Source organism: Achromobacter kerstersii, assembly GCF_902859595.1.
Lineage (GTDB): Bacteria > Pseudomonadota > Gammaproteobacteria > Burkholderiales > Burkholderiaceae_B > Achromobacter > Achromobacter kerstersii.
Genome location: NZ_CADIJQ010000005.1, coordinates 292,331 through 318,956, shown reverse-complemented (window position 1 = coordinate 318,956; position 26,626 = coordinate 292,331). Strand labels below are relative to the sequence as shown.

The 26,626-nt window shown below is 60.8% G+C and carries 22 protein-coding genes; 12 read left to right on the top strand and 10 right to left on the bottom strand.

Annotated elements, in window-relative coordinates:
• Window position 1: 1 nt before the first annotated feature.
• From HV765_RS17275 to HV765_RS17240, 8 genes are all read right to left on the bottom strand, one after another.
• Window positions 2-1,045: an ABC transporter substrate-binding protein gene (locus tag HV765_RS17275; protein ID WP_175170441.1), complete on the bottom strand. Its 1,044-nt coding sequence runs from the start codon at window positions 1,043-1,045 to the stop codon at window positions 2-4.
• Between the two features lie 61 nt (window positions 1,046-1,106).
• Window positions 1,107-2,120: a TauD/TfdA dioxygenase family protein gene (locus HV765_RS17270; protein ID WP_254600616.1), complete on the bottom strand. Its 1,014-nt coding sequence runs from the start codon at window positions 2,118-2,120 to the stop codon at window positions 1,107-1,109.
• Between the two features lie 187 nt (window positions 2,121-2,307).
• Window positions 2,308-3,507, bottom strand: coding sequence for a M20 aminoacylase family protein (locus HV765_RS17265; RefSeq protein ID WP_175170440.1), 1,200 nt, complete (start codon window positions 3,505-3,507; stop codon window positions 2,308-2,310).
• A gap of 45 nt (window positions 3,508-3,552) precedes the next feature.
• Window positions 3,553-4,566 (bottom strand): ABC transporter ATP-binding protein, encoded by a 1,014-nt coding sequence (locus HV765_RS17260; protein ID WP_175170439.1) that lies wholly within the window; start codon window positions 4,564-4,566, stop codon window positions 3,553-3,555.
• Window positions 4,563-5,573 carry an ABC transporter ATP-binding protein gene (locus HV765_RS17255; RefSeq protein WP_175170438.1) on the bottom strand — a complete coding sequence of 337 codons (1,011 nt, stop codon included), beginning with the start codon at window positions 5,571-5,573 and terminating at the stop codon, window positions 4,563-4,565. Before HV765_RS17255 ends, HV765_RS17260 begins: the two co-directional genes overlap by 4 nt.
• Window positions 5,574-5,584: 11 nt before the next feature.
• Window positions 5,585-6,505 (bottom strand): ABC transporter permease, encoded by a 921-nt coding sequence (locus HV765_RS17250; protein ID WP_054420889.1) that lies wholly within the window; start codon window positions 6,503-6,505, stop codon window positions 5,585-5,587.
• Window positions 6,502-7,476, bottom strand: coding sequence for an ABC transporter permease (locus tag HV765_RS17245; protein WP_054420888.1), 975 nt, complete (start codon window positions 7,474-7,476; stop codon window positions 6,502-6,504). The genes HV765_RS17250 and HV765_RS17245 overlap by 4 nt, the downstream gene beginning before the upstream one ends.
• A gap of 22 nt (window positions 7,477-7,498) precedes the next feature.
• Window positions 7,499-9,085, bottom strand: coding sequence for an ABC transporter substrate-binding protein (locus tag HV765_RS17240; RefSeq protein ID WP_175170437.1), 1,587 nt, complete (start codon window positions 9,083-9,085; stop codon window positions 7,499-7,501).
• A gap of 115 nt (window positions 9,086-9,200) precedes the next feature.
• Between HV765_RS17240 and mnmE the strand changes: the two genes are divergently transcribed.
• Window positions 9,201-10,553, top strand: coding sequence for a tRNA uridine-5-carboxymethylaminomethyl(34) synthesis GTPase MnmE (gene mnmE / locus HV765_RS17235; protein WP_175170436.1), 1,353 nt, complete (start codon window positions 9,201-9,203; stop codon window positions 10,551-10,553).
• A gap of 121 nt (window positions 10,554-10,674) precedes the next feature.
• Here mnmE and HV765_RS17230 read toward each other — a convergent pair whose 3' ends face one another.
• A complete protein-coding gene (locus HV765_RS17230) occupies window positions 10,675-12,093 on the bottom strand; it encodes a ClcB-like voltage-gated chloride channel protein (protein ID WP_175170435.1) in 1,419 nt (472 codons plus the stop codon).
• Between the two features lie 489 nt (window positions 12,094-12,582).
• Here HV765_RS17230 and HV765_RS17225 point away from each other — a divergent pair, with 489 nt between their 5' ends.
• The 5 genes from HV765_RS17225 (at window position 12,583) to HV765_RS17205 (ending at window position 17,932) form a co-directional block, all read left to right on the top strand.
• The gene (locus HV765_RS17225) at window positions 12,583-13,260 is read left to right on the top strand and encodes a response regulator (protein ID WP_175170434.1); all 678 of its coding nucleotides are present in this window, start codon (window positions 12,583-12,585) and stop codon (window positions 13,258-13,260) included.
• Window positions 13,250-14,734 (top strand): sensor histidine kinase, encoded by a 1,485-nt coding sequence (locus HV765_RS17220; RefSeq protein ID WP_420840124.1) that lies wholly within the window; start codon window positions 13,250-13,252, stop codon window positions 14,732-14,734. The genes HV765_RS17225 and HV765_RS17220 overlap by 11 nt, the downstream gene beginning before the upstream one ends.
• Window positions 14,735-14,848: 114 nt before the next feature.
• Window positions 14,849-15,847: a Bug family tripartite tricarboxylate transporter substrate binding protein gene (locus HV765_RS17215; RefSeq protein ID WP_175170433.1), complete on the top strand. Its 999-nt coding sequence runs from the start codon at window positions 14,849-14,851 to the stop codon at window positions 15,845-15,847.
• A gap of 124 nt (window positions 15,848-15,971) precedes the next feature.
• Window positions 15,972-16,409 carry a tripartite tricarboxylate transporter TctB family protein gene (locus tag HV765_RS17210; RefSeq protein WP_054420882.1) on the top strand — a complete coding sequence of 146 codons (438 nt, stop codon included), beginning with the start codon at window positions 15,972-15,974 and terminating at the stop codon, window positions 16,407-16,409.
• On the top strand, window positions 16,406-17,932 hold the full coding sequence (locus HV765_RS17205; protein WP_175170432.1) for a tripartite tricarboxylate transporter permease: 1,527 nt from the start codon (window positions 16,406-16,408) through the stop codon (window positions 17,930-17,932). The genes HV765_RS17210 and HV765_RS17205 overlap by 4 nt, the downstream gene beginning before the upstream one ends.
• A 137-nt stretch (window positions 17,933-18,069) precedes the next feature.
• On the opposite strand, the gene HV765_RS17200 is transcribed toward HV765_RS17205, so the two are convergent.
• Window positions 18,070-19,236: a pyridoxal phosphate-dependent aminotransferase gene (locus HV765_RS17200; RefSeq protein WP_054420880.1), complete on the bottom strand. Its 1,167-nt coding sequence runs from the start codon at window positions 19,234-19,236 to the stop codon at window positions 18,070-18,072.
• Between the two features lie 84 nt (window positions 19,237-19,320).
• Between HV765_RS17200 and HV765_RS17195 the strand changes: the two genes are divergently transcribed.
• The 6 genes from HV765_RS17195 (at window position 19,321) to HV765_RS17170 (ending at window position 26,624) form a co-directional block, all read left to right on the top strand.
• Window positions 19,321-20,385 (top strand): AbrB family transcriptional regulator, encoded by a 1,065-nt coding sequence (locus tag HV765_RS17195; protein WP_175170431.1) that lies wholly within the window; start codon window positions 19,321-19,323, stop codon window positions 20,383-20,385.
• Window positions 20,386-20,620: 235 nt separating this feature from the next.
• A complete protein-coding gene (locus HV765_RS17190; protein WP_008157480.1) occupies window positions 20,621-20,827 on the top strand; it encodes a cold-shock protein in 207 nt (68 codons plus the stop codon).
• 415 nt (window positions 20,828-21,242) lie between these two features.
• On the top strand, window positions 21,243-21,440 hold the full coding sequence (locus tag HV765_RS17185; protein ID WP_175170430.1) for a hypothetical protein: 198 nt from the start codon (window positions 21,243-21,245) through the stop codon (window positions 21,438-21,440).
• A 1,757-nt stretch (window positions 21,441-23,197) separates the two neighbouring features.
• Window positions 23,198-25,117 carry a tRNA uridine-5-carboxymethylaminomethyl(34) synthesis enzyme MnmG gene (gene mnmG, locus HV765_RS17180; protein WP_175170429.1) on the top strand — a complete coding sequence of 640 codons (1,920 nt, stop codon included), beginning with the start codon at window positions 23,198-23,200 and terminating at the stop codon, window positions 25,115-25,117.
• Window positions 25,114-25,827, top strand: a complete 714-nt coding sequence (gene rsmG / locus HV765_RS17175) for a 16S rRNA (guanine(527)-N(7))-methyltransferase RsmG (protein WP_175170428.1) — start codon at window positions 25,114-25,116, stop codon at window positions 25,825-25,827. Before mnmG ends, rsmG begins: the two co-directional genes overlap by 4 nt.
• Window positions 25,824-26,624, top strand: a complete 801-nt coding sequence (locus HV765_RS17170) for a ParA family protein (protein ID WP_054420876.1) — start codon at window positions 25,824-25,826, stop codon at window positions 26,622-26,624. The genes rsmG and HV765_RS17170 overlap by 4 nt, the downstream gene beginning before the upstream one ends.
• Window positions 26,625-26,626 lie beyond the last annotated feature (2 nt).

Sequence of the window (26,626 nt, the reverse complement as noted above, 5' to 3'; positions counted from 1 at the left end):
CTCAGCTGCCTTGCGCCGTCAGCGCATCATCGAAGAAGTAGTCGCGCCAGCTGGCCGGCGCATGCTTGATGGCGCCCACCTTGTGCATGAATTCGGCCAGCGCGTAGGTATTCTGCGGTTCCAGCTTGAATTGCACGTCGGGGTTCTTGATCACCTTGATCAAGAAGTCGCGGTCTTGCTTGGCGCCGGTCACGCGCAAATACGTGTCGGCCGCCTTCTCAGGATTTGCCGTGGCAAACGCCGCGGCTTCTTTCAGCGCTTCCTGGAACGCCTTATACGTCTTGGGATTTTCCTTGCGGAATTTCTCGGTGGCGAACAACACGGTGGACGAACTGGGGCCGCCCAACACGTCATACGAATTCAGCACGATGCGCGCCTTGGGATTCTCGGCCAGCTCCTGTTCCTGGAACGGCGGGTTGCCGAAGTGGCCGGTGATTTCCGTGCCGCCAGCGATGATGGCCGCCGCCGCATCCGGATGCGGCAACGCCACGGAAATCTTGTCCAGCTTGTTGAATTGCGCGTCGCCCCACAGCTTGGCAGAGGCCAGCTGCAATACGCGCGACTGCACCGACACGCCCACCGCCGGCACCGCAATGCGGTCCTTGTCCGTGAAGTCGGCAATGGTCTTCACATTGGGGTTATTGGTGACCAGGTAATAGGGGAAGTTGCCCAGCGACGCCACGCCCTTCACATTCTGCTTGCCATGCGTGCGGTCCCAGATCGTCAAGAGCGGCCCCACGCCGGCCCCCGCGATATCCACAGCCCCCGACAGCAACGCATCATTCACCGCTGAGCCGCCGGATAACTTTGCCCACTCGACCGAGATATCCACACCCTGGGCCTTGCCGTGCTTTTCGATCAGTTGCTGGTCACGCGCCACATTCAGCAGCAGGTACACGATGCCGTACTGCTCCGCGATGCGGATGCGTCCTTCCGCCATGGCGGGCGTCGGCGAGGCCAGCGCCAGCACCGCCAGAATCAGCGCCAGCCCGGCGCCGGTAGCGGTTTGGATCAGGCGATCCCGAAGTGCAGATGACAGTTGCATGGTGTTCCTTGTGGATAACTGCTTTGCGCCAAACGCGGTGCGTTTTTCGCGGTGCATTTCTTTAAAACGGCACATCGCCTTCGATGGTGGTGCGGTACAACTTGCGGCGCAGATGATCTGGGGTGCCGCCCGCCAGATGGATCAGCGAACGGTTGTCCCAGAACACCAGGTCATGCGGCTGCCAGCGATGGCGATAGATGTGTTCAGCGCGCACGCTATGCGCAAACAATTCGTCCAACAGAGCGCGGCTTTCGTCTTCCGGCAGGCCCACGATGCGCGTCGTGAAGCCTTCGCTCACGAACAGCGCGCGGCGGCCGTTCTCGGGATGCGTGCGCACCACCGGATGCACCACTTCCTGCACTTGCGCGATCTGCTGCGCGCTCAAGTTCGGACGCCAGTTCCCTTCCTTCTGCAACTGGCCGTACTGCGCCAGATACGAATGCACGGCGCGCTTGCCGACGATGGCATTGCGCAACGCTGCGGGCAGCGTGTCGTAGGCCAGATGCATGTTGGCGAACAAGGTGTCGCCGCCTTCCGACGGCAGTTCCTGCGCGTGCAAGAGCGAGCCCAGGCTGGGCAGTTCCTTGTACGAAATATCCGAATGCCAGTACTTGCCCGCATCCCCCAGGCCAATCGGCTTGCCGTCTTCCACAATGTTGGACACGGTCAGGATTTCGGGGTGGCCGGCCAGATGAAACTGGTGCAGCACGTGAATCATCAGCGGGCCGAAGCGGCGGCTGAAATCAATGTGCTGTTGCGGCGTGATGCGCTGGTCACGGAACACCAGCAGGTGATGATCCAGATGCGCCTGATGCACGCGCGAGAAATCGGCCGGCGCGAGTTCGCGGGTCAAGTCCAAACCGATGATTTCGGCGCCAACCGGGCCGGGCAGGGGGCGGACCTCAAATTGCTGCACGTCGGACTGGTGCACATCGGACTGGTGCACATCGGACTGGTGCACATCGGACTGGTGCACATCGGACGGCTGCACATCGGACGGCTGCACATCGAACTGCTGCGCCTGGAGGGCGGGGGCGGCGTCTACTTCGCGCCGCAGGGCGTTGCTCTGGGACATCGATCGCTCCGTTTCGCCTTGCGGCATGTCTGGAACGATCGATTATGGAAACGGCGCCTTGTATCTCAAACGAAGTTATCGGCGTTTGATCAAAGCTTCCCGTCATATAGAAAAAGCCGCGGGGCAGGCCCGCGGCTTCATGCACCAAACACTATTAGCTAATAGCGTATCGGTTATTAGACGGTGCTTATGCCGCTGGCAAATAGGCCTCGACGAGCTTCACCCAATAGGTCGCGCCCACCGGCAGCAATGCGTCGTTGAAGTCGTAGTTCGGGTTGTGCAGCTGGCACGGACCCATGCCGTGATAGCTTTCCATGCGGTGATCGCCATCGCCGTTGCCCAGGAACAGATAGGCGCCCGGAATCGCTTCCAGGAAGAAGGAAAAGTCTTCCGCGCCCATGAAGGGCGGCATGTCGCGCAGCACGTTCTCGGCGCCAAATGCGTCCTCGGCAACCTTGGCCGCGAAGGCCGTTTCGTTTTCCCAGTTCACCAGCGGCGGATACGCGCGCACGAAGTCCAGCTCGCCCGTACCGCCATATACCTGCGGCAAGGTGGTGGCGATGCGGCGCATGTCTGCTTCGATCTTGTCCAGCGTCTCGACCGAGTACGTGCGCACCGTGCCGCGCAGCACGGCCTCGCCGGGAATCACGTTGTACGCGTCGCCCGCATGAATCTGCGTGATCGACAGCACCGCTTGCTCAAGCGGGTTCTTGCTGCGCGAAATGACGGTTTGCAGCGCGTGCACCATATCGGCCGCCACGATAATCGGGTCCACCGAGGCATGCGGCTGCGCCGCGTGGCCGCCCACGCCCTTGATGACGATGTCCCAGCGGTTGCTGGAGGCCATCGTGGGGCCCGCCCGAAAGCCGAACTGGTTGACCGGCATGCCAGGCATGTTGTGAATGCCAAACACGGCGTCACACGGGAATTTGTCGAACAGGCCATCCTGCATCATGGCGCGCGCGCCGGCGTTGCCGCCTTCTTCGGCCGGCTGGAAAATGAACACCACCGTACCGTCGAAATTGCGATGCGTGGACAGGTACTGCGCCGCCCCCAACAACATCGCGGTATGGCCGTCATGGCCACAGCCGTGCATGCGGCCGCTGATGGTGGACTTGTGCGCAAAGCGGTTGTGCTCCGGCATGGGCAGCGCATCCATGTCGGCACGCAGGCCGATGGTCTTGCCGCCGCTGCCCGCGCGCAGCACGCCCACGACGCCCGTTTTGCCCAGCCCCGTATGCACTTCCAGGCCCCATTCGCGCAGGCGTTCGGCCACCAGGTTCGACGTACGCGTCTCTTGGAAGGCAAGTTCGGGATGCGCGTGGATATCCCGGCGCAGCGCGGTCAGCTCAGGATGCGCGCGTTCGATTTCGGCAATGGTTTTCATGGTGATGGAGATAATTCAAAAGAGGTGAGTTTTTAGGGCCGAGCCCTAAGACATATCGTTCAAATGACAAGCGCTGAACTGCCCCGGCGATATCTCGCGCAGCAACGGCCGTTCCACCTTACATCGCGCCATCGCCTGCGGGCAACGCGGGTGAAAGGCGCAGCCCGTGGGCGGGTCTAGCGGTGACGGCAATTCGCCCTTGATCGGCTGGTACGTCCGCCGCCCCGGCGTCAACGTCGGCAATTCCTTCAACAGCGCCTGCGTGTACGGATGATTGGCGCGTTGAAAAACCGTATCGGTGGGAGCAAGCTCGACCACGCGGCCCAGGTACATGATGGCCACGCGGTCCGAAATATGGCTGACCACGCTCAGGTTGTGGCTGATGAACAGATACGTCAAGTCCAGATCATCGCGCAGCTGTTCGAACAGGTTCAGCACCTGCGCCTGAATGGACACGTCCAGCGCGGCCACGGCCTCGTCGCAAACAATCACGGAAGGCTTGAGCGCCAACGCCCGCGCGATACCAATGCGCTGCCTCTGGCCCCCTGAAAACTGATGCGGATAGCGCTGTGCAAAGGTCGGGTCCAGCCCCACCTGCCGCATCAGCCCCGCCACATATTCCGCTTTGTCGCGCGCGCGGATCAAGCCGTGCGCCACCGGTGCTTCGCCGATAATTTCGCGCACGCGCATGCGCGGGTTGAGCGACGCGTACGGGTCCTGGAAGATCATCTGCACGCCCAGCTCGTACGCACGCCGCTCGGTGCCTGTCATGGCGCGCACGGCCTTGCCCTGGTAGTGCACATCGCCTGACGAGGGCGGCAAAATGCCCGACACAATGCGGCCCAGCGTGGATTTCCCACAGCCGGATTCGCCGACGATGCCAATCACTTCGCCCGGCTGCACTTCCAGGTCCACACCCGCCACGGCGTGCACCACTTGCGTCTTCAAGCCCGCGCCCAACAGGTTCGCAATGCGCCCGGCAATATCCACGGGCTGCACGAAGCGCAGTTCCACACCACGCAGGGACAGAATGGGGGCGTTGCTTTCTGCTGCGCTCATTTGAGGTCTGGGTCTCCGGCATGCCAGCAGCGCACCCATTGCGCCGGGCGAACTTCAACGGGCTGCGGCTCGACCAGACAGGCGTCCGTCGCGCGCGGGCAGCGCCCGCGAAACGCACAGCCTTGCGGCAGGTTCAACAGCGACGGCGTCATGCCGGGAATCGGCACCAACGGCCTGCCACGCGACTCCGGCGTGGGAATGGATGCAATCAGCCCATGCGTATACGGATGCATCGGATGGCTGATCACGTCTTGCGTGCTGCCCGTTTCCACGACACGTCCCGCATACATCACCGACACGCGGTCCGCCAGGCCGGCCACCACCGCCAGATCGTGCGTGATCCAGATCAGGCCTGTGCCGGTCTCGCGGCACAGCTTCTGCACTTCGAAAAGAATCTGCCCCTGAATCGTCACGTCCAGCGCGGTAGTGGGTTCGTCGGCAATGATCAATCGCGGCGAATTCAAGAGCGCGATAGCAATCGCCACACGCTGCCGCATGCCGCCCGACAACTGATGCGGATACGTGCGCAAGCGTTCCGCGGGCGATGGAATGCCCACCATCGTCAGGGTCTGCAAGGCCCGCGCGCGGGCCTGTTCACGCGACACCTTGTGATGCGCCTGCACCGCCTCGATCATCTGCGTATCCACACGCAGCACGGGGTTCAGCGTCATCATGGGGTCTTGGAAGATCATCGCGATCTCTTGCCCCCGCAGCTGGCGCCAACGGGCGGGCGTGGCGCCACGCAGGTCTTCACCATTCAGGCGCAGCTGCCCCTCTACGATGCGGCCCGGCTCGTCCAGCAAGCCCATCAGCGAAAAGCCGGTAATGCTCTTGCCCGAGCCGGACTCGCCCACCAGCCCCAGGATCTCGCCTTCAGCAAGGGTCAGGTCCACGCCATCCACCGCTTTCACGACACCATTGCGCGTGAAGAAGTGCGTCTTCAGGCCCTGTACCTCAAGAATGGTCGGGGGCGTGGCCAAGGGTTTTTCAAGCGCGCTTGTCTGCATCGCGTCCGCCTTCAATTCGCGTGGCGCGGGTTGAGCACATCGCGCAGGTGGTCGCCCACCAGGTTGATGGCGATGATGGCAAGCGCCAACGCAATGCCGGGGAAGAACGAAATCCAGTATTGGCCCGACAGCAGGTATTCGAAGCCGTTATAGATCAGCATGCCCAGCGATGGCTCGGTGACCGGCACGCCCACCCCCAGGAACGACAGCGTGGCTTCCAATGCGATGGCATGCGCCAGATCGATCGTGGCGATCACGATGAGCGGCGGCATACAGTTGGGCAGCACGTGGCGAAACAGCACGCGCCCCCACGACAGGGACATACAGCGCGCGGCCTCCACATATTCCTTGCCGCGCTCAACCAGCGCCGCGCCGCGCGCGGCACGGGCAAAGTACGCCCATTGCACGACGATGAGCGCGATGATCACCTTATCCACACCCTTGCCCAAAATCGCCAGCAGCATCAGCGCAACGAGAATGGCGGGGAAAGACAACTGGATATCCACAACCCGCATCAGCAGCGCGTCGATGCGGCCACCAAAATAAGCCGCGATCAGCCCGACGGTGGCGCCAATGCCAAACGCCGCCAGCACCGACACGGTGGCGACCAGCAGGCTGGTGCGCATGCCATACAGAATGGCCGACAGCAGGTCACGCGCCTGCCCGTCGGTGCCCAGCCAGTAATGCATGGACCCATCACCGCTTTCGCTGCCCGGTTTGAGCTTGGAATCCATGATGTCCAGCGCAGCCAGGTCGTACGGATTCTGCGGCGCGATCCACGGCGCCAGCAGTGCGGCGCCCACAATCACCACCAGCATCACCAGGCCGAGTGTGGCGAGCTTGCTGGCGAAGAAGTCCGACACAAAGCGCCGCCAGGGCGTCTGTTCTTTTTTTGCGGCGACGGGCGCGGCGGTGGTGGCGGGGCTCGTCATCGGCGGCTATCCAAACGTACGCGGGGGTCCAGCACCGTGTAGATGATGTCCACCACCAGATTCAACATAACCAGGAAGAACACGATCAAGAGCAGATACGCCACCACCACCGGACGATCCAGGTTGATGATGGAATCGATCAGCAGCTTGCCCATTCCCGGCCACGAAAACACCGTCTCGGTCACAACGGCAAACGCCATCACCTGACCAAATTCCAGCCCGGCAACCGTGACGACGGGGATCAAGATGTTCTTCAACAGATGCACGCCCAGCACGCGCTTTTCCGACAGCCCCTTGGCGCGCGCGAACTTGATGTAGTCCATGGGCAGCGCTTCGCGCGTGGCGGCGCGCGTCACGCGGATGATCATCGCGCACTTGGCGAACGCGATCGTGGCCGCCGGCAATGCCAGGCTCAACCAGCCGTTAAGCGTCAGCACGCTGAGCTCCAGCGAACCGATGTGCACGGTCTTGCCGCGCCCGCCTGCCGGCACCCAGCCAAGCATCACGGCGAACACCATGATCAGCATCAGGCCGACCCAGAAGTTGGGCAGCGAAAACCCCAGCACGGAACCCGTCATGATGGCGCGCGAACCGGGCGCTTGCGGCTTCAAACCTGCCAGGATGCCGAGCGGCACGCCGATCAGCACCGACAGCAGCATGGCCACACAGGCCAGCTCGACGGTGGCCGGCATGCGCTCCAGGATCAGGTGCATGGCGGGCTCGCCCGTCAGGAAGCTGTTGCCGAAATCGCCTCGCACCGCCTGGCCCATGAAGATCAGGTATTGCCGCCACAGCGGCAAGTCCAGACCCAACGACGCGCTGATGGCGGCACGTTGCGCTTCGGTGGCTTCGGGGCTGGCCAGCATCGAGACCGGGTCGCCCACCATGTAAATCCCTGCAAAAACCAACGCCGACATGACGAGCATGACGACGATGGTTTGCAGCAGTCTTCTTACGATTGTTGCCAGCACTGGAGACCGCCTGTGTCGCGCATTACTTCTTCAGCGTTGCAAACTGCGCAAGCGTGACCTGATCGGGGCGGCCCTGGTAGCGGATGTCGCCCTTCATGGCCCAAACCGACAGTTCGAAGTGCACCGGCAGCATGGCGTAGTCATCCATGGCGATGTTGCTGGCCTTGGACAGTAGCTCGGCGCGCTTGGCGTCATCCATCGTGGACGACGCTTCCTTCACCAGCTCGTCCATCTTCGGGTTGGAGTAACGGCTGCGGTTGGTGGTGCCCAAGCCGGCTTCCGGATTACGCGTCACTAGCAAGGACGTCAGCGCGTTGGACATCTCGCCGCTGGTCACGGACCAGCCCGCCAGATAGGCCGAGAACGCATAGCTGTCGCGGTTCTTGAAGAACACCGGGGGCGCCATCGCATCCACGCTGGTCTTCACGCCGATGCGCGTCCACATCGATGCGATGGCCTGCGCCACCTTCGAATCGTTCACGTAGCGGCCCGACGGCGAACCCAGCGTGATCGAGAAGCCATTGGGGTAACCGGCTTCCTTCAACAGCGCCTTCGCCTTTTCCACATCGGCCTTGGGCGCCTTGGAATGCTCTTTGCTGGAACCGAACATGGGGTAGGGCAGCAGGTTGCCGGCCGGCAGCGCCACGCCCCCCATCACGCGTTCCACCAGCGCATCGCGGTTGATGGCCAGGGACAGCGCCTCACGCACGCGCTTGTCCTTCATCGGATTCTTGTCGGTGCCTTGAATGCCCGGCGACGGCTCCGCGTACTGATCCAGCGCCACATACACGACACGTACCGACGGCGTTTCTTCAACGAAGAGCTTCTTGTCGCCCTTCAGCTTGGGCAGGTCATCGGTGGGAGGATCTTCGATCATGTCGACGTCACCGGCCAACAGCGCGGCCACGCGCGCGGCGGCGTTGCTGATCGGGCGATAGACGACGCGGTCCCACTCGGGCTTCTTGCCCCAGTAGTTGTCATTGCGCGCCAGCACGAATTCGGCGCCGCGCTTCCATGACACGAATTTGTACGGGCCCGTGCCGATCAAGCCGTCGCCGCTATTCAATTCTGTGGTGGTCTTGCCTTCGGCCGCGGGGCCGGAAGCGGCCTTTTTCGACATGATGGGCAGTTGCGCCAGATTCACCAGCAGGTTCGGCGCGACTTCCTTGGTGGTGATGCGCACGGTCATGGGATCGACCGCTTCGGTCTTCGCCACCGAGCCGAGATATAGCGTAAAGGGCGAGGGGCTGTTGGGCACCTTGGGCACGCGGTCGTACGTGAACACCACGTCTTCCGCCGTGAACGGCGTACCGTCCGAGAACTTCACGTTCGGACGCAGCTTGAACGTCCAGACTTTGCCGTCCACCGTCCAAGATTCCGCCAGCGCAGCTTGCGGCTTCAATTGGGCGTCGGTGGCAACGAGCGTGTCGAATATGGTTTGGGAGATCTGCGTATTCGGCGTCAACGCGTGGTACTGCGGGTCCATCGATGAGGGCTCGGTCTTCAAGGCGATCACCAGATCGCGAGCCATTGCGGAACTGAATGTGCCAAAGGCCAACATCACCGCGGCGGAGCCGCAGGCCAAGACACGCGAAAACCGAGATGCCATCGTGATCTCCCTGAGTTGTTTCGGGTTTTGAACCTCGGGGCCACATTAACCAGCAAACAAGGGGCCGCGCAACAGTTATATTCCCCTATTGTTCTCGCATCCCCCACGCTCAGATATGTCCGCTTACGCCCCCATTGCCGCTATTGCCACCGCCCCCGGAAGAGGCGGCATCGGCGTCGTGCGCGTTTCTGGTGCGGACCTGTCCGAATTGGTGCGGCGCATCTTTCAGCGCAAACTTACGCCGCGCCACGCGCACTATTTGCCGTTCAAATCCATGGACGGCGAACTGCTCGACGAAGGCATCGCGCTCTACTTTCGCGCGCCGCATTCCTATACCGGTGAAGACGTGCTGGAACTGCAAGGCCACGGCGGCCCGGCTGTGCTGCGCCGCGTGCTGGAAAGCTGTTTGGCCGCTGGCCGCGACTTGGGCGTGCGCCTGGCCGAACCTGGCGAATTCACGCGCCGCGCCTTTCTTAATGACCGCATGGATCTGGCGCAGGCCGAAGCCGTGGCAGACCTGATCGATGCGTCGTCCGTGGCGGCGGCACGCGGCGCCATGGCGTCGTTGTCGGGCGAATTCTCTGCCCGCGTGAATGATTTATCTGACCGCATCATCCACCTGCGCATGCTGGTGGAAGCGACGCTGGATTTCCCCGAAGAAGAGATCGATTTTCTTGAGAAGTATCAGGCCCGCCCGACGCTGGATGCGCTGACGTCGGACTTGTCCAAACTGATAGCGCAAGCACGCCAAGGTGTGATCTTGCGCGAAGGCCTGCATGTGGTGCTGGCCGGCCAGCCCAACGTGGGAAAGTCCAGCTTGCTTAACGCATTGGCGGGCGACGATATCGCCATCGTCACGCCGATTGCGGGCACAACGCGCGACAAAGTGGTGCAAGAAATTCATATCGACGGCGTGCCATTGCACATTGTGGACACGGCCGGATTGCGCGAAACCGAAGACACCGTCGAGAGCATCGGCATTGCCCGCACTTGGCAGGAAATCGAACGCGCTGACGTTATTTTGCATCTGCAAGACGCCACCCAGCCCGGCGATGAACTGGACGCCCAGATCACCGCGCGTCTGCCGCCCCGCACTCCGGTGCTTAAGGTTTTCAACAAGGTGGACCTGTTATCCACAGGCTTCACCGCAAGCGCGGGTGAATTGGGCATTTCCGCCAAGCGCGGCGTAGGCCTGGACGCCTTGCGCGCCGAACTGCTGAATATTGCCGGTTGGAACCCCGGCGCGGAATCGCCCTGGCTTGCGCGCGAACGCCATCTGCATGCTTTGCAACAGGCGGCAGAGCATCTGGAACTGGCGGGCGAACATGCGGGGCAAGACGACCGCGTGCTGGATCTGTTTGCAGAAGAACTCCGCCTGGCGCACGACAGCTTGTCGAGCATCACGGGCAAATTCACCAGCGACGATCTGCTGGGCGAGATTTTCTCGAGCTTTTGTATTGGGAAATAAGGGTTGAAACACATGAGTCACGCGATAGTGCTCGATGCGTGACGATCATTCGTGGCCTGAATTCAGGTCGGCATTCAGGCCCGGCACTTCGATCCTCTATCTGAATAATATGAGCCTTTGCTCACATTCTATTTTTTCCCGGGTCAGCTCTATTTTCACGCTTATCTTGCGCAGATTTCTCCACCGCGAGTTGCGCGCGCTCGTTGTTCGCCAGTGATTTCGCGTACACCGATTCCGGCCGTATGCGATGGGCGATGACGTAACCGGTAATGCAGGCCAGCATCAGCGGCAGCATCACTTCATAGCTCAGCGTCATCTCAAAAATCATCAATATCGACATCAGCGGCGCATACGTGGTTGCGGCCAGTAGCGCGCCCATGCCAACGACGGCATAGCTGGAAATTGCCGACACATCCCCCGCCGGCAACACCGCTTGCAAGCAGCTCGCATACAGCGCACCCAAGGCCGCCCCCACAAACAGCGTCGGCGTGAACACGCCCCCCACCGCGCCGGACCCCACACTTGCGCCCGTAGCCACTATCTTCATCAGCAAGATGGCCGCCACTGCCTGCCACGCCCATTGCGTATGCAGCATGCTATTGACCACGCTGTACCCATTGCCCCAGACCTCGGGGTTAATGACCGATAAGGCGCCAACCACCAGGCCGCCCAACGCCATCCGCAGCCAAACCGGGAAGGGCATCCGCGAAAACGTGGCGCGCGACAGGTCCAGGAACCGCAGGAATTGGGGCGCGACCAAGCCAGCGGCCACGCCCAGCCCCAGGTAATTGATCACTTCCCATCCCGACACAAACTCAAAGTGCGGCATATGGAACACCGCGTCGTAGTGCAGGATCTGGCGCGTGACGATATTGGCCACCACCGACGACACCACCAGCGGCACCAGCGTGGCAGACGAAATCACGCCAAAAACGATTTCGGAAATAAACAAGGCGCCCGCAATCGGCGCGTTATAGGCGGATGTGATGCCCGCCGTGGCCCCACAGGCGACCAATAAGCGCAAATGGCGGGGCGGAAGCAGCAGGAATCGGCCCGTCAACGATGAAAACATGGCGGCCAGCTGGACCATGGGGCCCTCCCGGCCGATCGACGCGCCGGAGCCGATCGAAAAAATGGACGACAGGCTGCGCGCAAGCGTCTGGCGCAGGCCAATGACGCCGCGGCCAATGGAAATGGCTTCCATATAGTCGGCCGCGCCCCGCTTTGGCAGCCATCGGGCGGCCATTTGCAGGATGAGGCCGGCAATTGCGCCCCCGGCAGCGGGCATCAGGAACCGTTGCCAGGCGTCCAGCCCGCGCGCCAGCGAGACCATGCCGTGCGGGACATCTTCCCCGCCCAGCAACATTTGCGTCCACCCCAGCAGTTCGCGAAACACCACAGTAGCCAGGGCGCCGAACAGCCCCATCAGCGCCGCCGCGCACAGGGTGGCGGGCAGATTATCAGCCACCAAACGGGCTCTTAACCCGTGCGCCACGCCGAATTTCGCCCTGAATTTCCTGAATTTTTTTTCTGTAGCCATGGCCGGATTTTACGGCGGAACCTGCTCACTTTTTGTTCAGTTCCCTGTCAAGAAAGCGCCTGGGTACCCCCTCGAATGGCCGATTTCCGCAACGCCTCCGGGGGCATTTTTGACCCCTTGCAAGGGCGAAAAACCGGGTAGGCAAAGGGCGCTTTTTCGGGGTAAAAGTGCCGCTTTCCACCCCATTTCCCATGGCCGACCCTGTGGATAACTCCTAAGTAGCCAGGTTGTGCACATTGTGTGGAGGCAAGTTGAACAAGCCGGGGTTTTTGAGGGGGTCCGAAATGTTGTCCAACTTCAACTTTTTTCCCACACAGAGTTCTTGCACAGGCAAAAACGGCTGCAAGCTGATGAAAAGAATGAGGTTTTCAAGGTTAAGGTAGTTATCCACAGGCCTTATTAATCATTAGTCTTTATATAAAGAGAAATAAAGGAAAAGCCAAACATGCGTTCCCATTCCGCCCAGCCACTCCCCCCCGGACTCCGTCCATGCGCATCCTCCTGATAGAAGACGAAGCCGAACTTGCTCGCTGGCTTTCCAGAAGCCTGGCCAGACATGCGGGCTTTGTTGTCGAATGGGCTGACGACGGATTGGTCGCCGAAAGAAGGTTGGCAATTGAAGAATTCGATGCGGTCATCCTCGATTTGGGACTTCCGGGCATGGATGGCCATGCTTTGCTGGCAAAAATTCGCGCGCGAGACGACCGTACGCCGGTGTTGGTCTTGACTGCGCGCGATTCCTTGGCCGAAAAAATCGGAACCCTGCACCTGGGTGCAGACGATTTCCTGCCAAAACCTTTTGTTGTGGAAGAGTTGGAAGCGCGTTTGATCGCACTGATTCGGCGCAGCCGTGGACGCGAACATCCGCGTTTGGCTCTGGGAAACCTGGTTTTTGAGACGTCAGCGCAAAAATTCACGGTCTCGGGACAGACTTTGCAGTTATCCCCACGTGAACACGCGGTGCTTCGCGTGCTGATTCAAAAAAGTGGCGAACCGATCAACAAGCAGCAGATCCTTGACCGCATCCTCACGGACGATGCAGACATCAACCTGGAAGCCATCGAGGTGCTGGTGCACCGTTTGCGAAAAAAATTGGCCGATTCCGATGTGCAGATCGTGACCATGCGAGGCATGGGCTACTGCCTGGAGACGCTTGTTGACAACTAGAAATCCGGAAAAAGCCGGTTTTTTCGCGCCAAAAAAACGCAATCGCACGCTAAAAACGCAGTTGCTCTGGTGGCTGATTCCAACGCTGGTCTTTGTGATGATGGGCGCCTTGTGGCTGTCGAACCATCAACTGCGCAACCAGGTCGACATTGCCTACGACCGTTCCCTTTCCGGAGCGCTTCGCGCGATCGACCACAACATATCCACAGCCAGCGGTGGATTAGCCATGGAACAGCCTTACCTGATGCTGGAATTTTTCGAGCTGACGGCCAATGGCAGCGTGTTCTACCGCGTCGCCACCGAGGACGGGCTGGCAGAAATCGGGCATCCGGACCTGCCCATGCCCGACCAACCCCTGGTATCTGGCGAGCCGCGTTTTTTTTACGCGACGTATCAGGGGACGCCCGTCAGGGTTGCGGCGCTGGCGCGGCCGATGGACCCGCCGCTGTACGCGAACAAAGGGGGACGGGTAATCGTGCAGGTCGCCGAGGGGCTGGAAAGCCGCCAGGCGTTCTTGCATCAGGTGCTGCTGCGCTCGGTTGAGCGGGACCTGGCCGTGATCCTGATCAGCGTTCTGGTGATCGTCCTGGGGGTTTTCATGGCCTTGCGCCCCCTTGTCAGGCTCCGGCAGGAGGTAGAAGGGCGTTCTGGAGACGATTTAAGCCCCGTGAGCGCGTCCGAGATGCCTGGGGAGGTCCTGCCCCTGGTTGCGGCCGTAAACCTCCACATGGCCCGTTTTGCGGCTCAGGCGAGGGTGCAGAGTCAGTTCCTGGATGACGCCTCGCACCAATTGCGCACGCCGTTATCCGTGTTGCGGACCCAAACCGCCTATGCCTTGCGCGAAACAGACCCCCAGGAGGTCCGTACAGCCCTTCTGGCGATGCAAGAGGGGTTGGACAGGGCCGTACGCACCACCAACCAAATGCTCGCTCTGGCGCGCGCTAAGGACGCTTCCGTGGCCGAAGGCGGTTTCACCCCGGAACCGGTGGACCTCGTCGAGCTGGCCGATGCCGTGATCCGCAGCCTGCTTCCGGCGGCTCGCGCCCGGCAACTGGACATCGGCCTGGAGGCCCGTCTGCGCCCGATTCGGGTGAGCGGCGCCGAATGGCTGCTGCGCGAAGCGGTCACTAACCTGGTCGACAACGCCATCCGCTACGCCTCGCCGGGCGGCGAGGTCACGGTGACCGTACAGGCCGAACAGGGGTTTGCCCGCCTGATCGTCGAAGACGACGGCCCCGGCATGTCCGCCGAAGACATCGCCCGCGCCTGTGTGCGGTTTCGCCGGGGAGCAGCCGGCAAGAACAAGGCGGGGGCTGGGCTCGGCCTGGCCATTGTGGGCACCATCGCCGGGATTCTGGGCGCCAGGCTGGTCCTGGAGAACCGGGCCCCGCAGCCGGGATTGCGAGCGGTGTTGGTGTTTTCCCTGGAACCGGCCCCGGATGCTGCGCCGCGTCACGAAAACGGCCGTTATTGAAAGGATTTGGAAAGCTTCGGTTTTGTACGGTAGCGTCCGCTGGGTCCGATCTGGCATCACCGCAGTTCGGCGCATCCAGCCATACCAAGACCTATAAAACACGGAGACGCAATAATGCAGACCAGCCTGAAGCTGCGCCTGGCCGCCTCGGCGGCGCTTGGCGCGATGACCTTGTCCCTGGGCGCCGCCCAGGCCGCCGACGAGCCGCGCCGCCCCGAGTGCATCGCCCCCGCGCAGCCGGGCGGCGGTTTCGACCTGACCTGCCGTCTGGCCACTGAAGGCTTGAAGCAGAGCGGGGCGCTCAAGAGCACGATGCGCATCGTCTACATGCCGGGCGGCATCGGCGCCGTGGCCTATAACAACATCGTGGCGCAGCACCCCAACGAACCCGGCACCATCGTCGCATTCTCGGGCGGTTCGCTGCTGAATCTGGCCCAGGGCAAGTTCGGCAAGTACAACGTCGACGACGTGCGCTGGCTGGCCGCGATTGGCACCGACTACGGCGTGGCGGTCGTGCGCAATGATTCCCCGTACACCGATTTGAAGAGCCTGATGGACGCCTTCAAGCAGGACCCCACCAAGATCGTGCTGGGCGCGGGCGGCACCGTAGGCAGCCAGGACTGGATGAAGGCCGCGCTGACCGCCAAGGCCGCGGGGGTGGATTTCAAGAAAATGCGATTCGTGGCGTTTGAAGGCGGCGGCGAAGCCGTGACTGCCCTGCGCGGCGGCCACATCCAGGCCTACATGGGGGATGCGGCCGAAGCCTTCACCATGCTGGAAGGCGGCGCCCCCATCCGCGTGCTGGCCGTCTTCAATGACCAGCGCCTGCCGGGCAAGCTGAACACGGTGCCCACGGCCAAGGAGCAGGGCTACGACATCGTCTGGCCCATCATCCGCGGCTTCTACGTGGGGCCGAAGGTGTCGGACAACGACTACCAGTTTTGGGTCAAGGCCTTCAACCAGGCCACGGCATCGCCCGAATTCGACAAGTTGCGCCAGCAACAGGGTCTGTTCCCGTTCAACAAGACGGGGCCTGACCTGGACGCCTACGTGAAGAACCAGGTCAAGGTCTACGCCGAACTGGCTGACTCGTTTGGCTTGATCAAGAAGTAAGCCAGAAGAGGCTGGCCGAAAGGCCGCTTTACCCCCATCCGATCGCGCATCCGCGCCGCCCACGTCTTGGGCGGCGTTGGGGGCGGCTGCGCCGCGCGATCCCCACAACAACGGAAAGTGGATCATGAACGATCGAATCCTGGGCATCGGCGCGTTGGCGCTGGCGGCCTTCATGACAGCAGCGGGGTGGGGCATTGAAGCGCCCTTCGCGTACGAACCGGTAGGCCCGCGCGCCTTTCCCTTGCTGCTGGCCGGCATCATCGGCCTGTGCGGCTTGTGGCTGGTCTACAAGGGCGGCCATTCGGTCGAAGCCAATCCGCCCGGCGCCAACGGCCGCATTGCGCTGATGATGGCGTTCACCGTGGGCTATGCCTTCTTGTTCCAGTGGCTGGGCTTTGTTGTTGCGACCTCGTTGATGACGGTGTTTGTCGGCCGCTTGTTCGGGGGCGGCTGGGTCAAGTGCGCCATCGGCGGCGTCGTCATGAGCCTTTTCTTTTTCGTGTTGTTCGACAAGGTGCTGGACGTGGTCCTGCCCGGCGGACTGCTGGAGACCCTGATATGAGCGGCATTCTTGATCATCTGGCGATTGGCTTTGGCCTCGCCTTCTCGCTGACCAACATTCTGGTGGCCATGATCGGCTCGTTCATCGGCACCATGGTCGGCGTGTTGCCGGGCCTGGGGCCGGTAAACGGCGTGGCGATGCTGATTCCGATCGCGTTCGCGATGAACCTGCCGCCCGAAACCGCGCTGATCCTGCTGGCGGCGGTGTATGTGGGCGCCGAGTATGGCGGCCGCATCACGGCCATTTTGCTGAACGTGCCGGGCGAGGCCAGCGCCATCATGACCACGCTGGATGGCTATCCGCTGGCGCGCCAAGGCTTGGCCAATGTGGCGTTGTCGCTGTCGGCATGGTCAGCCTTTTTTGGTGCCATCGTTTCCGTGGTTGGCATCATTCTGCTTGCGCCGATGTTGGCGAAATGGGCGTTGGCGTTTGGCCCTGCCGAGTACTTCGTGCTGATGATTTTCGCGTTCTGCTGCCTGACGAGTTTGCTGGGCAAGCAGCCGGTAAAAGGCGTGTTGGCGGCCATGATTGGGTTGTCGATTTCAGTGGTTGGCGTGGACGCGAATTCCGGCGTATACCGCTATACCTTCGAGTCTGTACACCTGGCCGACGGCATCGATTTTGTCGTTGTCGTGATTGCGCTGTTTGCGGTCAGCGAGATGCTGGAGATGCTGGAAAAAGTGATGGCCGGTCATAGCGTCGAGGTCAAACCCAGTGGCCGCAAGCTCTTCAATTTGAAAGAGCTGGCGTTCACGTGGTGGAGCGTGGTGCGCAGCGCCTTGGTGGGCTTTGGCGTTGGCGTGTTGCCGGGGGCGGGCGCAAGCGTGGCGGCCGCCGTCGCGTACTCGCAGGAAAAGCGCATCATCGAAGCGAAAGACCCCGAGGCCAAATTCGGCAAGGGCGATATGCGCGGCCTGGTGGCGCCCGAGGCTGCGGCTACGGCATCGGCGATTGGCTCGTTCGTTCCCATGCTGACGCTGGGCGTGCCGGGTTCGGGCACGACGGCCGTCATGATGGGCGCGCTGACGCTCTACAACATCACGCCGGGTCCGGTGCTGTTTGAAACCAAGCCCGAACTGGTGTGGGGCTTGATCGCGTCGCTGTTTGTCGCCAACGTGTTGCTGTTCATCATGAACGTGCCGCTGGTGCGCTTCTTCTCGAAGGTGCTGTCGGTGCCGGGCTGGCTGATGGTGCCAGGCATTCTGTGCATTAGCTATATCGGCGTGTATGCCATCAACGCCGGCACGTTTGATCTGTTGCTGGTGGCGGGCATCGGCGCGTTGGGCTACTTCCTGCGCAAGTTCGGCGTGCCGATGGCGCCGCTGGTGCTGGGCGTGGTGCTGGGCAACATGATGGAGCAGAACCTGCGCCGCGCTTTGTCGATGACGGATGGCGACGTGGGCGTGCTGTTTGCTAGCCCTGTGTCGATGGGCTTGTGGGCGGCGGCAGCGGCGGTAGTCGTGGTGCCGCAGGTGATGCGCAGGATTCGCAAGTCCAGGAAGCTTGCGGCTGGCGCGGTGTGATCGCGTATAGATAGGCGGGAAAAAGACAAGGGGCGCTTGCGGCGCCCCTTGTTCATTTGTTTATTTGTTCAGTTGTTTATTTTATTTGTGCGTTTCATCTACGAATATGAGCGTTTACTCATATTCGCATTCTGGACTTACACCTGCGCCAATCGCTCCAGCGCCGCGTCCAGCGTTGCATCCTTCTTTGCGAAGCAGAAGCGCACGATCCGATGGTTGGATTCTGCAGCGTCAGGATGCCGATAAAAGGCAGAAACAGGAATTACCGTCACGCCATGATTCACCGTCAGGTCACGCGCAAAGTCGGCTTCGTTCTGTTTGGAAATCTGGCTGTAGTCGGCCAGCAGGAAGAAGGTGCCGGGGCTGGGCAGCGGACGGAAGCGCGTCTTGGCCAGGCCTTGCGACAGGCGGTCGCGTTTGGCCTGGTAGAAGGCGGGCAAGTCCAGGTAGGGCTTGGGATCGCGCATGAATTCGGCCAAGGCGAATTGCATCGGCGAGGGCACCGTGAACACCATGAACTGGTGCACCTTGCGCAGCTCGGCGCTCAGCTGTCGCGGTGCGCAGCAATAGCCGATCTTCCAGCCGGTCGTGTGGTACGTCTTGCCGAATGACGAAATGACAAACGCGTGTTCGGCCAGCAGCGGACGGCGCGCAACGCTGGCATGCGGCTTGCCGTCGAACACGATGTGCTCATAGACCTCATCTGACACCAGCAGCACGCCGGTATCACGCACGATGGCTTCCAGCGCATCCAGATCGCTGTCGTCCAGCACGGCTCCCGTGGGGTTGTGCGGGAAGTTCAACATCAAGAGGCGCGTCTTGGACGTGATGGCGTCGCGCACACGCTGCCAATCGATGCGGTAGTAGGGGTCGGCCTCGGTGGGGGCGCGCAACGGCACCGGCACCGCTGTGCCGCCCGCCAGGCGGATGGCCGGCAGGTAAGAGTCGTAGCAGGGTTCGATGACGACCACTTCGTCGCCGCTGTTCACGGCGGCCAGCACGGTGGCCATCAGCGCTTCGGTAGCGCCGCTGGTGACGGTGATCTCGGTTTCCGGGTCGTAGGCGTGGCCATAGAGTTCGCGCGTCTTGGCGGCGATGGCTTCGCGCAAGGGCGCAACGCCGGGCATGTACGGATACTGGTTATGGCCGTTGGCCATGGCCTGGGTCACGAGTGCGCACAACGCGGGGTCGGGGTCGAAGTCCGGAAAGCCCTGGCCCAGGTTGATGGCCTTGTGTTCGATGGCCAGGCGGCTCATCACGGTGAAGATGGTGGTGCCGACGTCGGGAAGTTTGGATCGGATCATGGTGGATGCGAAGGTGAACGCTGGTAGGCAGAGAAATTTTTCGTAAGTATCCCACTAACTCATAATTCGTTTTTCGTATTAGCTATGCACGTGGAAGGAATCGTGGGTCAGAACATGTTGTTAAGGGTGCTGGGCGGTTTGACGATTGCGCTGGCCGGGGCGGGGTTCGCGGTATGGGCGCATCTGCCCTTGCCCTGGATGCTGGGGGCCTTGCTGGTGACTGCAGCGACGCGTATTGCGGGCTTGGGGACGGTCTGCCCGCGCCCGGCGCGCAACGGCGGGCAATGGGTCATCGGGACGTCGCTGGGGCTGTATTTCACGCCGCAGGTAGTCGGGCATATCGGCACCAATGCCGGGCCCATCGTTGTGGGCATGCTGTTCGCATTGGCGCTGGCGTTCTTGGGCACGGCCATGCTGCGCCGTTATACGGATGCGGACTTCAAGACCGCATGGTTCTCGTCTGCGATTGGCGGCGCCAGTGAAATGGCCAGCCTGGCGGAACGGCACGGTGCGCGCATTGATCGTGTGGCGACGGCGCACAGCGTGCGCGTGTTGCTGGTGGTGGTGACGGTGCCGTTCATTTTTCAATGGTGGGGCGTGGCGGGGCTGGACCCGACGGTGCCAGGGCCGAAGACGGTGGATGGCGCAGGCCTTGCCGCGCTGGTGGCGCTGACGTGCATGGGCGGCCTGATCTTCATGAAGCTGCGGTTGCCGAATCCGTGGGTGCTGGGGCCGATGCTCGTGGCGATGATTCTGACGGTGTCGGGCATCGAGTTGTCGGCCTTGCCGGACGTCGTGCCGAAGGTGGGGCAGCTCTTCATCGGCTGGTCGCTGGGCGATCGTTACCGCCCCGATTTCTTCCGCGCTGCGCCGCGATTTATTGCGGTGGTTGCGGCGTTCACGATCAGTGCGCTGGCCTTGGCATTCGGGTTGGGGGCGTTGCTGTCGTATTGGTCGGCAGCGCCTGTTCCGACGCTGATTCTGGGCACCACACCGGGCGGCATCGCCGAGATGGCAATCACCGCCAAAGTGCTGCAATTGGGCGTCCCGGTGGTCACCGCATTCCACGTGACGCGCATGGTTTTCGTGGTGATTGTGACGGGTCCGATTTATGCGTTTTTGGCGCGCCGGCAGATGAATTCCGCCTAGCGGTACTTCAGTGCGAGTCTGAAAAAAGAGACATTGGGGTAAACAACAATATGAGCCGGTAATGCCGGATGAGTATGCTGATTCCGCAGTTGATTCAAGCAGCGCGCGGACTCGTTCTGTTGCTCGGCGACGAGCGGGAACGCAGCAGCAACGCAAGGTACTTCTACCGATCGTTCAGTTCTCACGGCGTCCTTGATTCATTGCATTTCGACTTAATTACAGGACGCTAGAGAAAATGGCTCAGAAGGGCAAAGTTAAGTGGTTCAACGCTGACAAGGGTTTCGGTTTCATTACTCCGGATGTTGGCGGGACCGACGTTTTCGCACACTTTTCCGCCATCCAGGGCCGCGGCTATCGCAGCCTGAACGAAGGCCAGGAAGTCGAATTCGAAGTTAAGGATGGTCCGAAAGGACCTCAAGCGGCCGAAATTCGCCCGCTCTAAATCGGGAAATCCCAATTTCCCGTCCGCCAGGTCCGACCTGGCTACAACGCCCCAAGACTTCCGAGTCTGGGGCGTTGTTTCATTTAAGACGCCACTTTGCGCGCGCCATCCACCTCTGAATCCCAGCCGTAGTTAGTGTTCACTAACTTATCCTCGACCCTTGGATAAGTCTGTGGATAATTATTTTTGGGCATCAAGATTTTTGTGCTCATAAATGAAGCAAAGGCATTCCCTGGCCTTGGGTTTTGCACAGAAAAACAGTTTTTCCAAACTTGCTTTTGAACGCGCCGCAATGGCGCCGGCGCTCCCTGCCTTACGCGTCTTGCTCAACGTGAAACATGGCCTTTCCCTAGGGAAAACGGGTGTTTAGCGGGGTTTTCCACATTGTTATCAGTCGCGCCAGGCGCATTAAGAGATGACTTTCTGGATCACGCCACAGCCCGTTTTTGAGTTTGCGGGGACGGTTGTTCACAAAGATATCCCCATCCCGGTTATGCACAGAATTTGCCGATTTGAGACCGAAATGAAGGTGCGCAGCCTGTGGATAGAAATGGGGATAGCGCTGCGTTTCCCGGTCAAAACTTCGGGCTTCTTACCGATAAGCTGGCGATGATGACTGCGGGATTACCGCTTTGAGACTTCCGAAGGGACGTCGCGATCGAGACTTGGAAAATGCGCTGTGGAAAACAGACAAGCAGGTTTTCCACAGGGATTCACATGAAACCCTGCGCCTCCGCCAAATGGATGATGGCGGACCGGCAACGCCTCAAGCAAGATAGTTGTGTTGCTTGGGGAAAAGCGGGATGGGGATAATCGCCGCAGATTTCGCGTAGTACGCGTGTGGATAATCCGCGAGTGTGAAATTTGGCCGCAATTTGACTGAGGCATATCCCAAGAGTTCCCGCCTGATTTTCGATGGTTTATTGGCGAGCCGGTTGCGCCGTTGAACCCGGCAATTGGGTCGATAGCCGAATCTTATCCACAAAGTTTTCCACGGCTATTTTGTTCGCGAACCGGGGCCGTAAGAGGCTACTTTTGATGGGTTATTCGTCGTTCCTCAATAGGCATGAAAATCGCAATGTCCCTATGAAACGCGTTGGCGTTTTGTGCGAATTTTAGATTTTGGCGAATCAGCTTTGCATGCGCCGATCTCTCATTTCCCAGTGCCTTTCGGCGCGCGCATTTTCGAGTTATCCCCAAAGTTGTTCATCGTGAAAATGAACTTTGGTTGACCCATGCGCGAACGCGTTCTGTTGATAACTCCACAGCTGATGATGGGACGAAGTTTTTGAATTTTCGGCTGCAAAGAGATATCCACCGCAGGTTGTGAATTAACTCCGAGTCGTCAGCCAGGGCGAATTCAAACCGGCTTCGTCCAACCCTCCCAGCATTCTTAGAAATTTTCCGGATGCGGTTTCTGCGATGGTCCGGGTTTGTATTTCTTGAATCGCGTTTTTGATTGCGTGATGTGTTTCACGTGAAACGCAAAAGAGCGATATTTTTGGCAAGGGGTAGGGTAGGGTCAAAAATATCTCTTTTTTTCTCTCTCCCAGGCCCATCTTGGGAAGAATGCGCGCTTAGGCGAAATCGTCGCCGTCCCCAAATTTAGTCTGTTTCACGTGGAACAACGCCGACTAAATGATCGTGAAATTTCATGGTTAGGCGGTCGCCGGGTGGTTCCACGTGAAACACATCCGAGGGTTTTCGAGAAATTCTGTGGGTCATGCCCCCCTAAAAGCAAAAGGGTGGATGTTTCACGTGGAACATTGAGTGATCAAAAACGGTTGGGGCAGTTCAAGTGTGTTGCACTCGCCGTCCCCGATGTTTCACGTGGAACATTCCCCAAAGATCGGCGAGCCCTATGACCGTTGTCAGCACCTCAAGCCATGCTGGGTACCCCATGGAATGTTTCGCATCGCTGGTTTGGGCCTCGGGGCAGGGTGGATCTTCATGTTCCACGTGGAACATGACGCAACGCGAATACTAGGAGTGGGGGTCAGCGTGGCTGTTTCTCCTCGATGTTTCACGTGGAACATCGAGGAGAAGCTTGAGTGAAGCCGAGTATGCGTACAACCTGCGGCGCTTCCTCACCTGTCCAATGTTCCACGTGAAACATCGTTAGACCTACCCCGCTAGTTGAACCGGTGCGCGGAGCGACGCCCAGCCACATGTTTCACGTGGAACATCCATTTAGAAACAGAGGCAGATGCCGACATATTTACTCGCCGGCCGGGCTGATTCGTTGCCAATTGCCTACGGCAGGGTTGTACCCATCCGGCCCAATATCAAGCCCGGCAATGTTTCACGTGAAACATGCAACCCCTGCCTCTATAATGAGCACCGAACGCCTTCTTATCTTTCCTCCCCATCATGGACTATCCCCGCGAATTCGATGTCATCGTCGTCGGTGGCGGCCACGCCGGCACTGAAGCCGCCCTGGCTGCGGCCCGCGCTGGCGCCCAGACGCTGCTGTTGACGCACAACATCGAAACCCTAGGCCAAATGTCTTGCAATCCCTCCATCGGCGGGATCGGCAAGGGCCACCTTGTCAAAGAAGTCGACGCCCTGGGTGGCGCGATGGCTTTGGCAACGGACGAAGCGGGGATTCAATTCCGCATTCTTAACGGATCGAAAGGCCCGGCCGTCCGCGCGACTCGCGCCCAGGCCGACCGAGTGCTGTACCGTCAGGCGATCCGTGGCCGTCTCGAGAATCAGCCCAATCTGTGGTTGTTCCAGCAGGCGGTTGAAGACTTGATGGTGGAGGGCGACCGCGTTGTCGGTGCCGTGACCCAGGTGGGCCTGAAGTTTCGGGCCAAGACGGTGGTGCTGACCGCCGGCACATTCCTGAACGGGTTGATTCACGTGGGCCTGCAGAATTATTCCGGCGGCCGCGCGGGCGACCCCCCGGCGATTTCGCTGGGCCAGCGCCTGAAGGAACTGAAGCTTCCGCAAGGCCGCCTGAAGACGGGCACGCCCCCGCGCATCGACGGCCGCTCGATCAACTACAGCATTCTGGAAGAGCAGCCGGGTGACCTGGACCCGATCCCTGTGTTCTCGTACATGGGCAATGTGGCTATGCATCCGCGACAGCTGCCGTGCTGGATCACCCACACCAACGCCCGCACGCACGACATCATCCGCGGCGGCCTGGACCGCTCGCCGATGTACAGCGGCGTGATCGAAGGAGTGGGCCCGCGTTACTGCCCGTCCATCGAAGACAAGATCCATCGCTTTGCCGACAAGGAATCGCACCAGGTCTTCCTGGAGCCCGAAGGTTTGGATACGCACGAGGTGTATCCAAACGGTGTGTCGACGAGCTTGCCGTTCGATGTGCAGCTGGATTTGATCCATTCCCTGCGTGGCCTGGAAAATGCGCACATCATGCGCCCCGGCTACGCCATCGAATATGACTACTTTGATCCACGTGGATTGAAGAGCACGCTGGAAACCAAGGCGATCAGCGGGCTGTTCTTCGCCGGCCAGATCAACGGCACCACCGGCTACGAAGAAGCGGCGGCCCAAGGGCTGTTGGCCGGCGTCAACGCCGCGCTGTTGTCGCTGGGCCGCGACCAATGGACACCGCGCCGCGATGAAGCCTATTTGGGCGTGCTGGTGGACGATCTGGTGACGCGTGGCGTGACCGAGCCGTACCGCATGTTTACCTCGCGTGCCGAATACCGCCTGAGCCTGCGTGAAGACAACGCCGATCTGCGCTTGACCGAAATCGGCCGCCAGCTGGGCATCGTCGACGACGCGCGCTGGGATGCTTTCAATCGCAAGCGCGACGCGGTGGCTGCGGAAGTTGAACGGTTGAAATCCTCGTGGGTGAATCCGCGCGTGATGCCGCCTGAGATCGCGGAACCCTTGCTGGGCAAGGCAATTGAACGTGAGTACTCACTAGCTGATCTGCTGAAACGCCCGAATGTTTCATATGAAGCATTGATGGCGGTGCAGAACGCCGACGGTTCGCTGCTGGCCGGCCCCGGTGTGGTTGCGGATAACGTCTTGGCCGAACAGGTCGAGATCCAGCTGAAGTACGCCGGCTACATCGCGCGCCAGCAGGATGAAGTCCAGAAGCAGATTTCGCACGAACAGCAGCCCATCCCGGCCGACGTGGATTACGACGCCGTGACGAGCCTGTCGTTCGAAGTGCGCCAGAAGCTGAAGACGCATCGTCCGGAAACGGTGGGCCAAGCCGCTCGCATATCCGGCGTGACCCCCGCTGCAATCTCGTTGTTGCTCATCCACCTGAAGCGCCTGCATTACGGCTCGCGCAAGCAAGCCGCATGACCGCCTATACCGATCAGGCCGGCGCTGACATGGCCGGCCGCCTCTCTCGCGCATGCGAGCAGCTGGGGCTGCGCGCTGACGCCGCCGCACAAGCCAAGCTGCTGAACTATCTGTCGCAGATGCAGCGCTGGAACCGCACGTACAACCTCACCGCCATCCGCGATCCGCAGCAGATGCTGATTCAGCACTTGTTCGACAGCCTGGCCGCCGTCGGGCCGTTCAGCGAGGCGCTGGGCGCCGATCTCGACGCGGCCAAGGTCTACGACGTGGGATCGGGTGGTGGACTGCCTGGCGTCGTTCTCGCCATCATGCGGCCCACGTGGTCCGTGACCTGCATCGACGCCGTTGAAAAGAAAACCGCATTCGTGCGCCAGATGAGCGGCGCACTGACGCTGCCTAACCTGCAAGCGCGCCATGCACGCATTGAAACGCTGGACCCGGCCGAGTGCGACATCGTGACCTCGCGGGCCTTCGCATCCCTGGATGATTTTGCGCAGCTTGCGGGTCGCCACGTGCGCAACGATGGTACCCTCGTCGCCATGAAGGGCAAGGTCCCCGAAGAAGAAATTCAGGCATTGCATGCGCGCGGGGAATGGCAAGTCGACCATATTCAGCCGCTCCAGGTGCCGGAGCTGCAAGCAGAGCGCTGTCTGATCTGGTTGCGCCGCAACGAAGAACGCAGCGAAGGACGCAGTCAAGGAACCCTATGAAGAACTTACCCCCCAGCACAACCGCCCGCGTCTTCTGCATTGCCAACCAGAAGGGCGGTGTGGGCAAGACGACGACCGCCATCAATTTGGCGGCGGGCCTTGCCACGCACAATCAGCGCGTGCTGCTGGTGGACCTGGACCCACAAGGCAACGCCACGATGGGCAGCGGCATCGACAAGAATGCGCTGGAGTCGAACCTGTACCAGGTGCTGATCGGCGAGGCCACGATTGAGCAGGCCCGCGTGAAGTCGGAATCCGGCGGCTACGACGTGCTGCCCGCCAACCGCGAGCTGTCCGGCGCCGAGATTGACCTGGTGCAGATGGAAGAGCGCGAGCGCCAATTGAAGTCCGCGCTGGACACCGTCGCCACCCAATACGATTTCGTGCTGATCGATTGCCCGCCGACTTTGTCCCTGCTGACCCTGAATGGTCTGGCCGCCGCCCACGGTGTCATCATCCCGATGCAGTGCGAGTACTTCGCGCTGGAAGGTTTGTCTGACCTGGTCAACACCATCAAGCGGGTTCACCGCAACATCAACGACGACCTGCGTGTCATCGGATTGTTGCGTGTGATGTTCGATCCGCGCATGACGCTGCAACAGCAAGTGTCGGCGCAGCTTGAAGCGCACTTTGGCGACAAGGTCTTCAAGACCGTCGTGCCGCGCAACGTGCGTCTGGCTGAAGCACCCAGTTACGGCATGCCGGGTGTGGTGTATGACCGCGCGTCACGCGGCGCGCAAGCCTACATCTCGTTCGGCGCTGAAATGATCGAACGCGTCAGAAAGGACTTGAAGTAAGC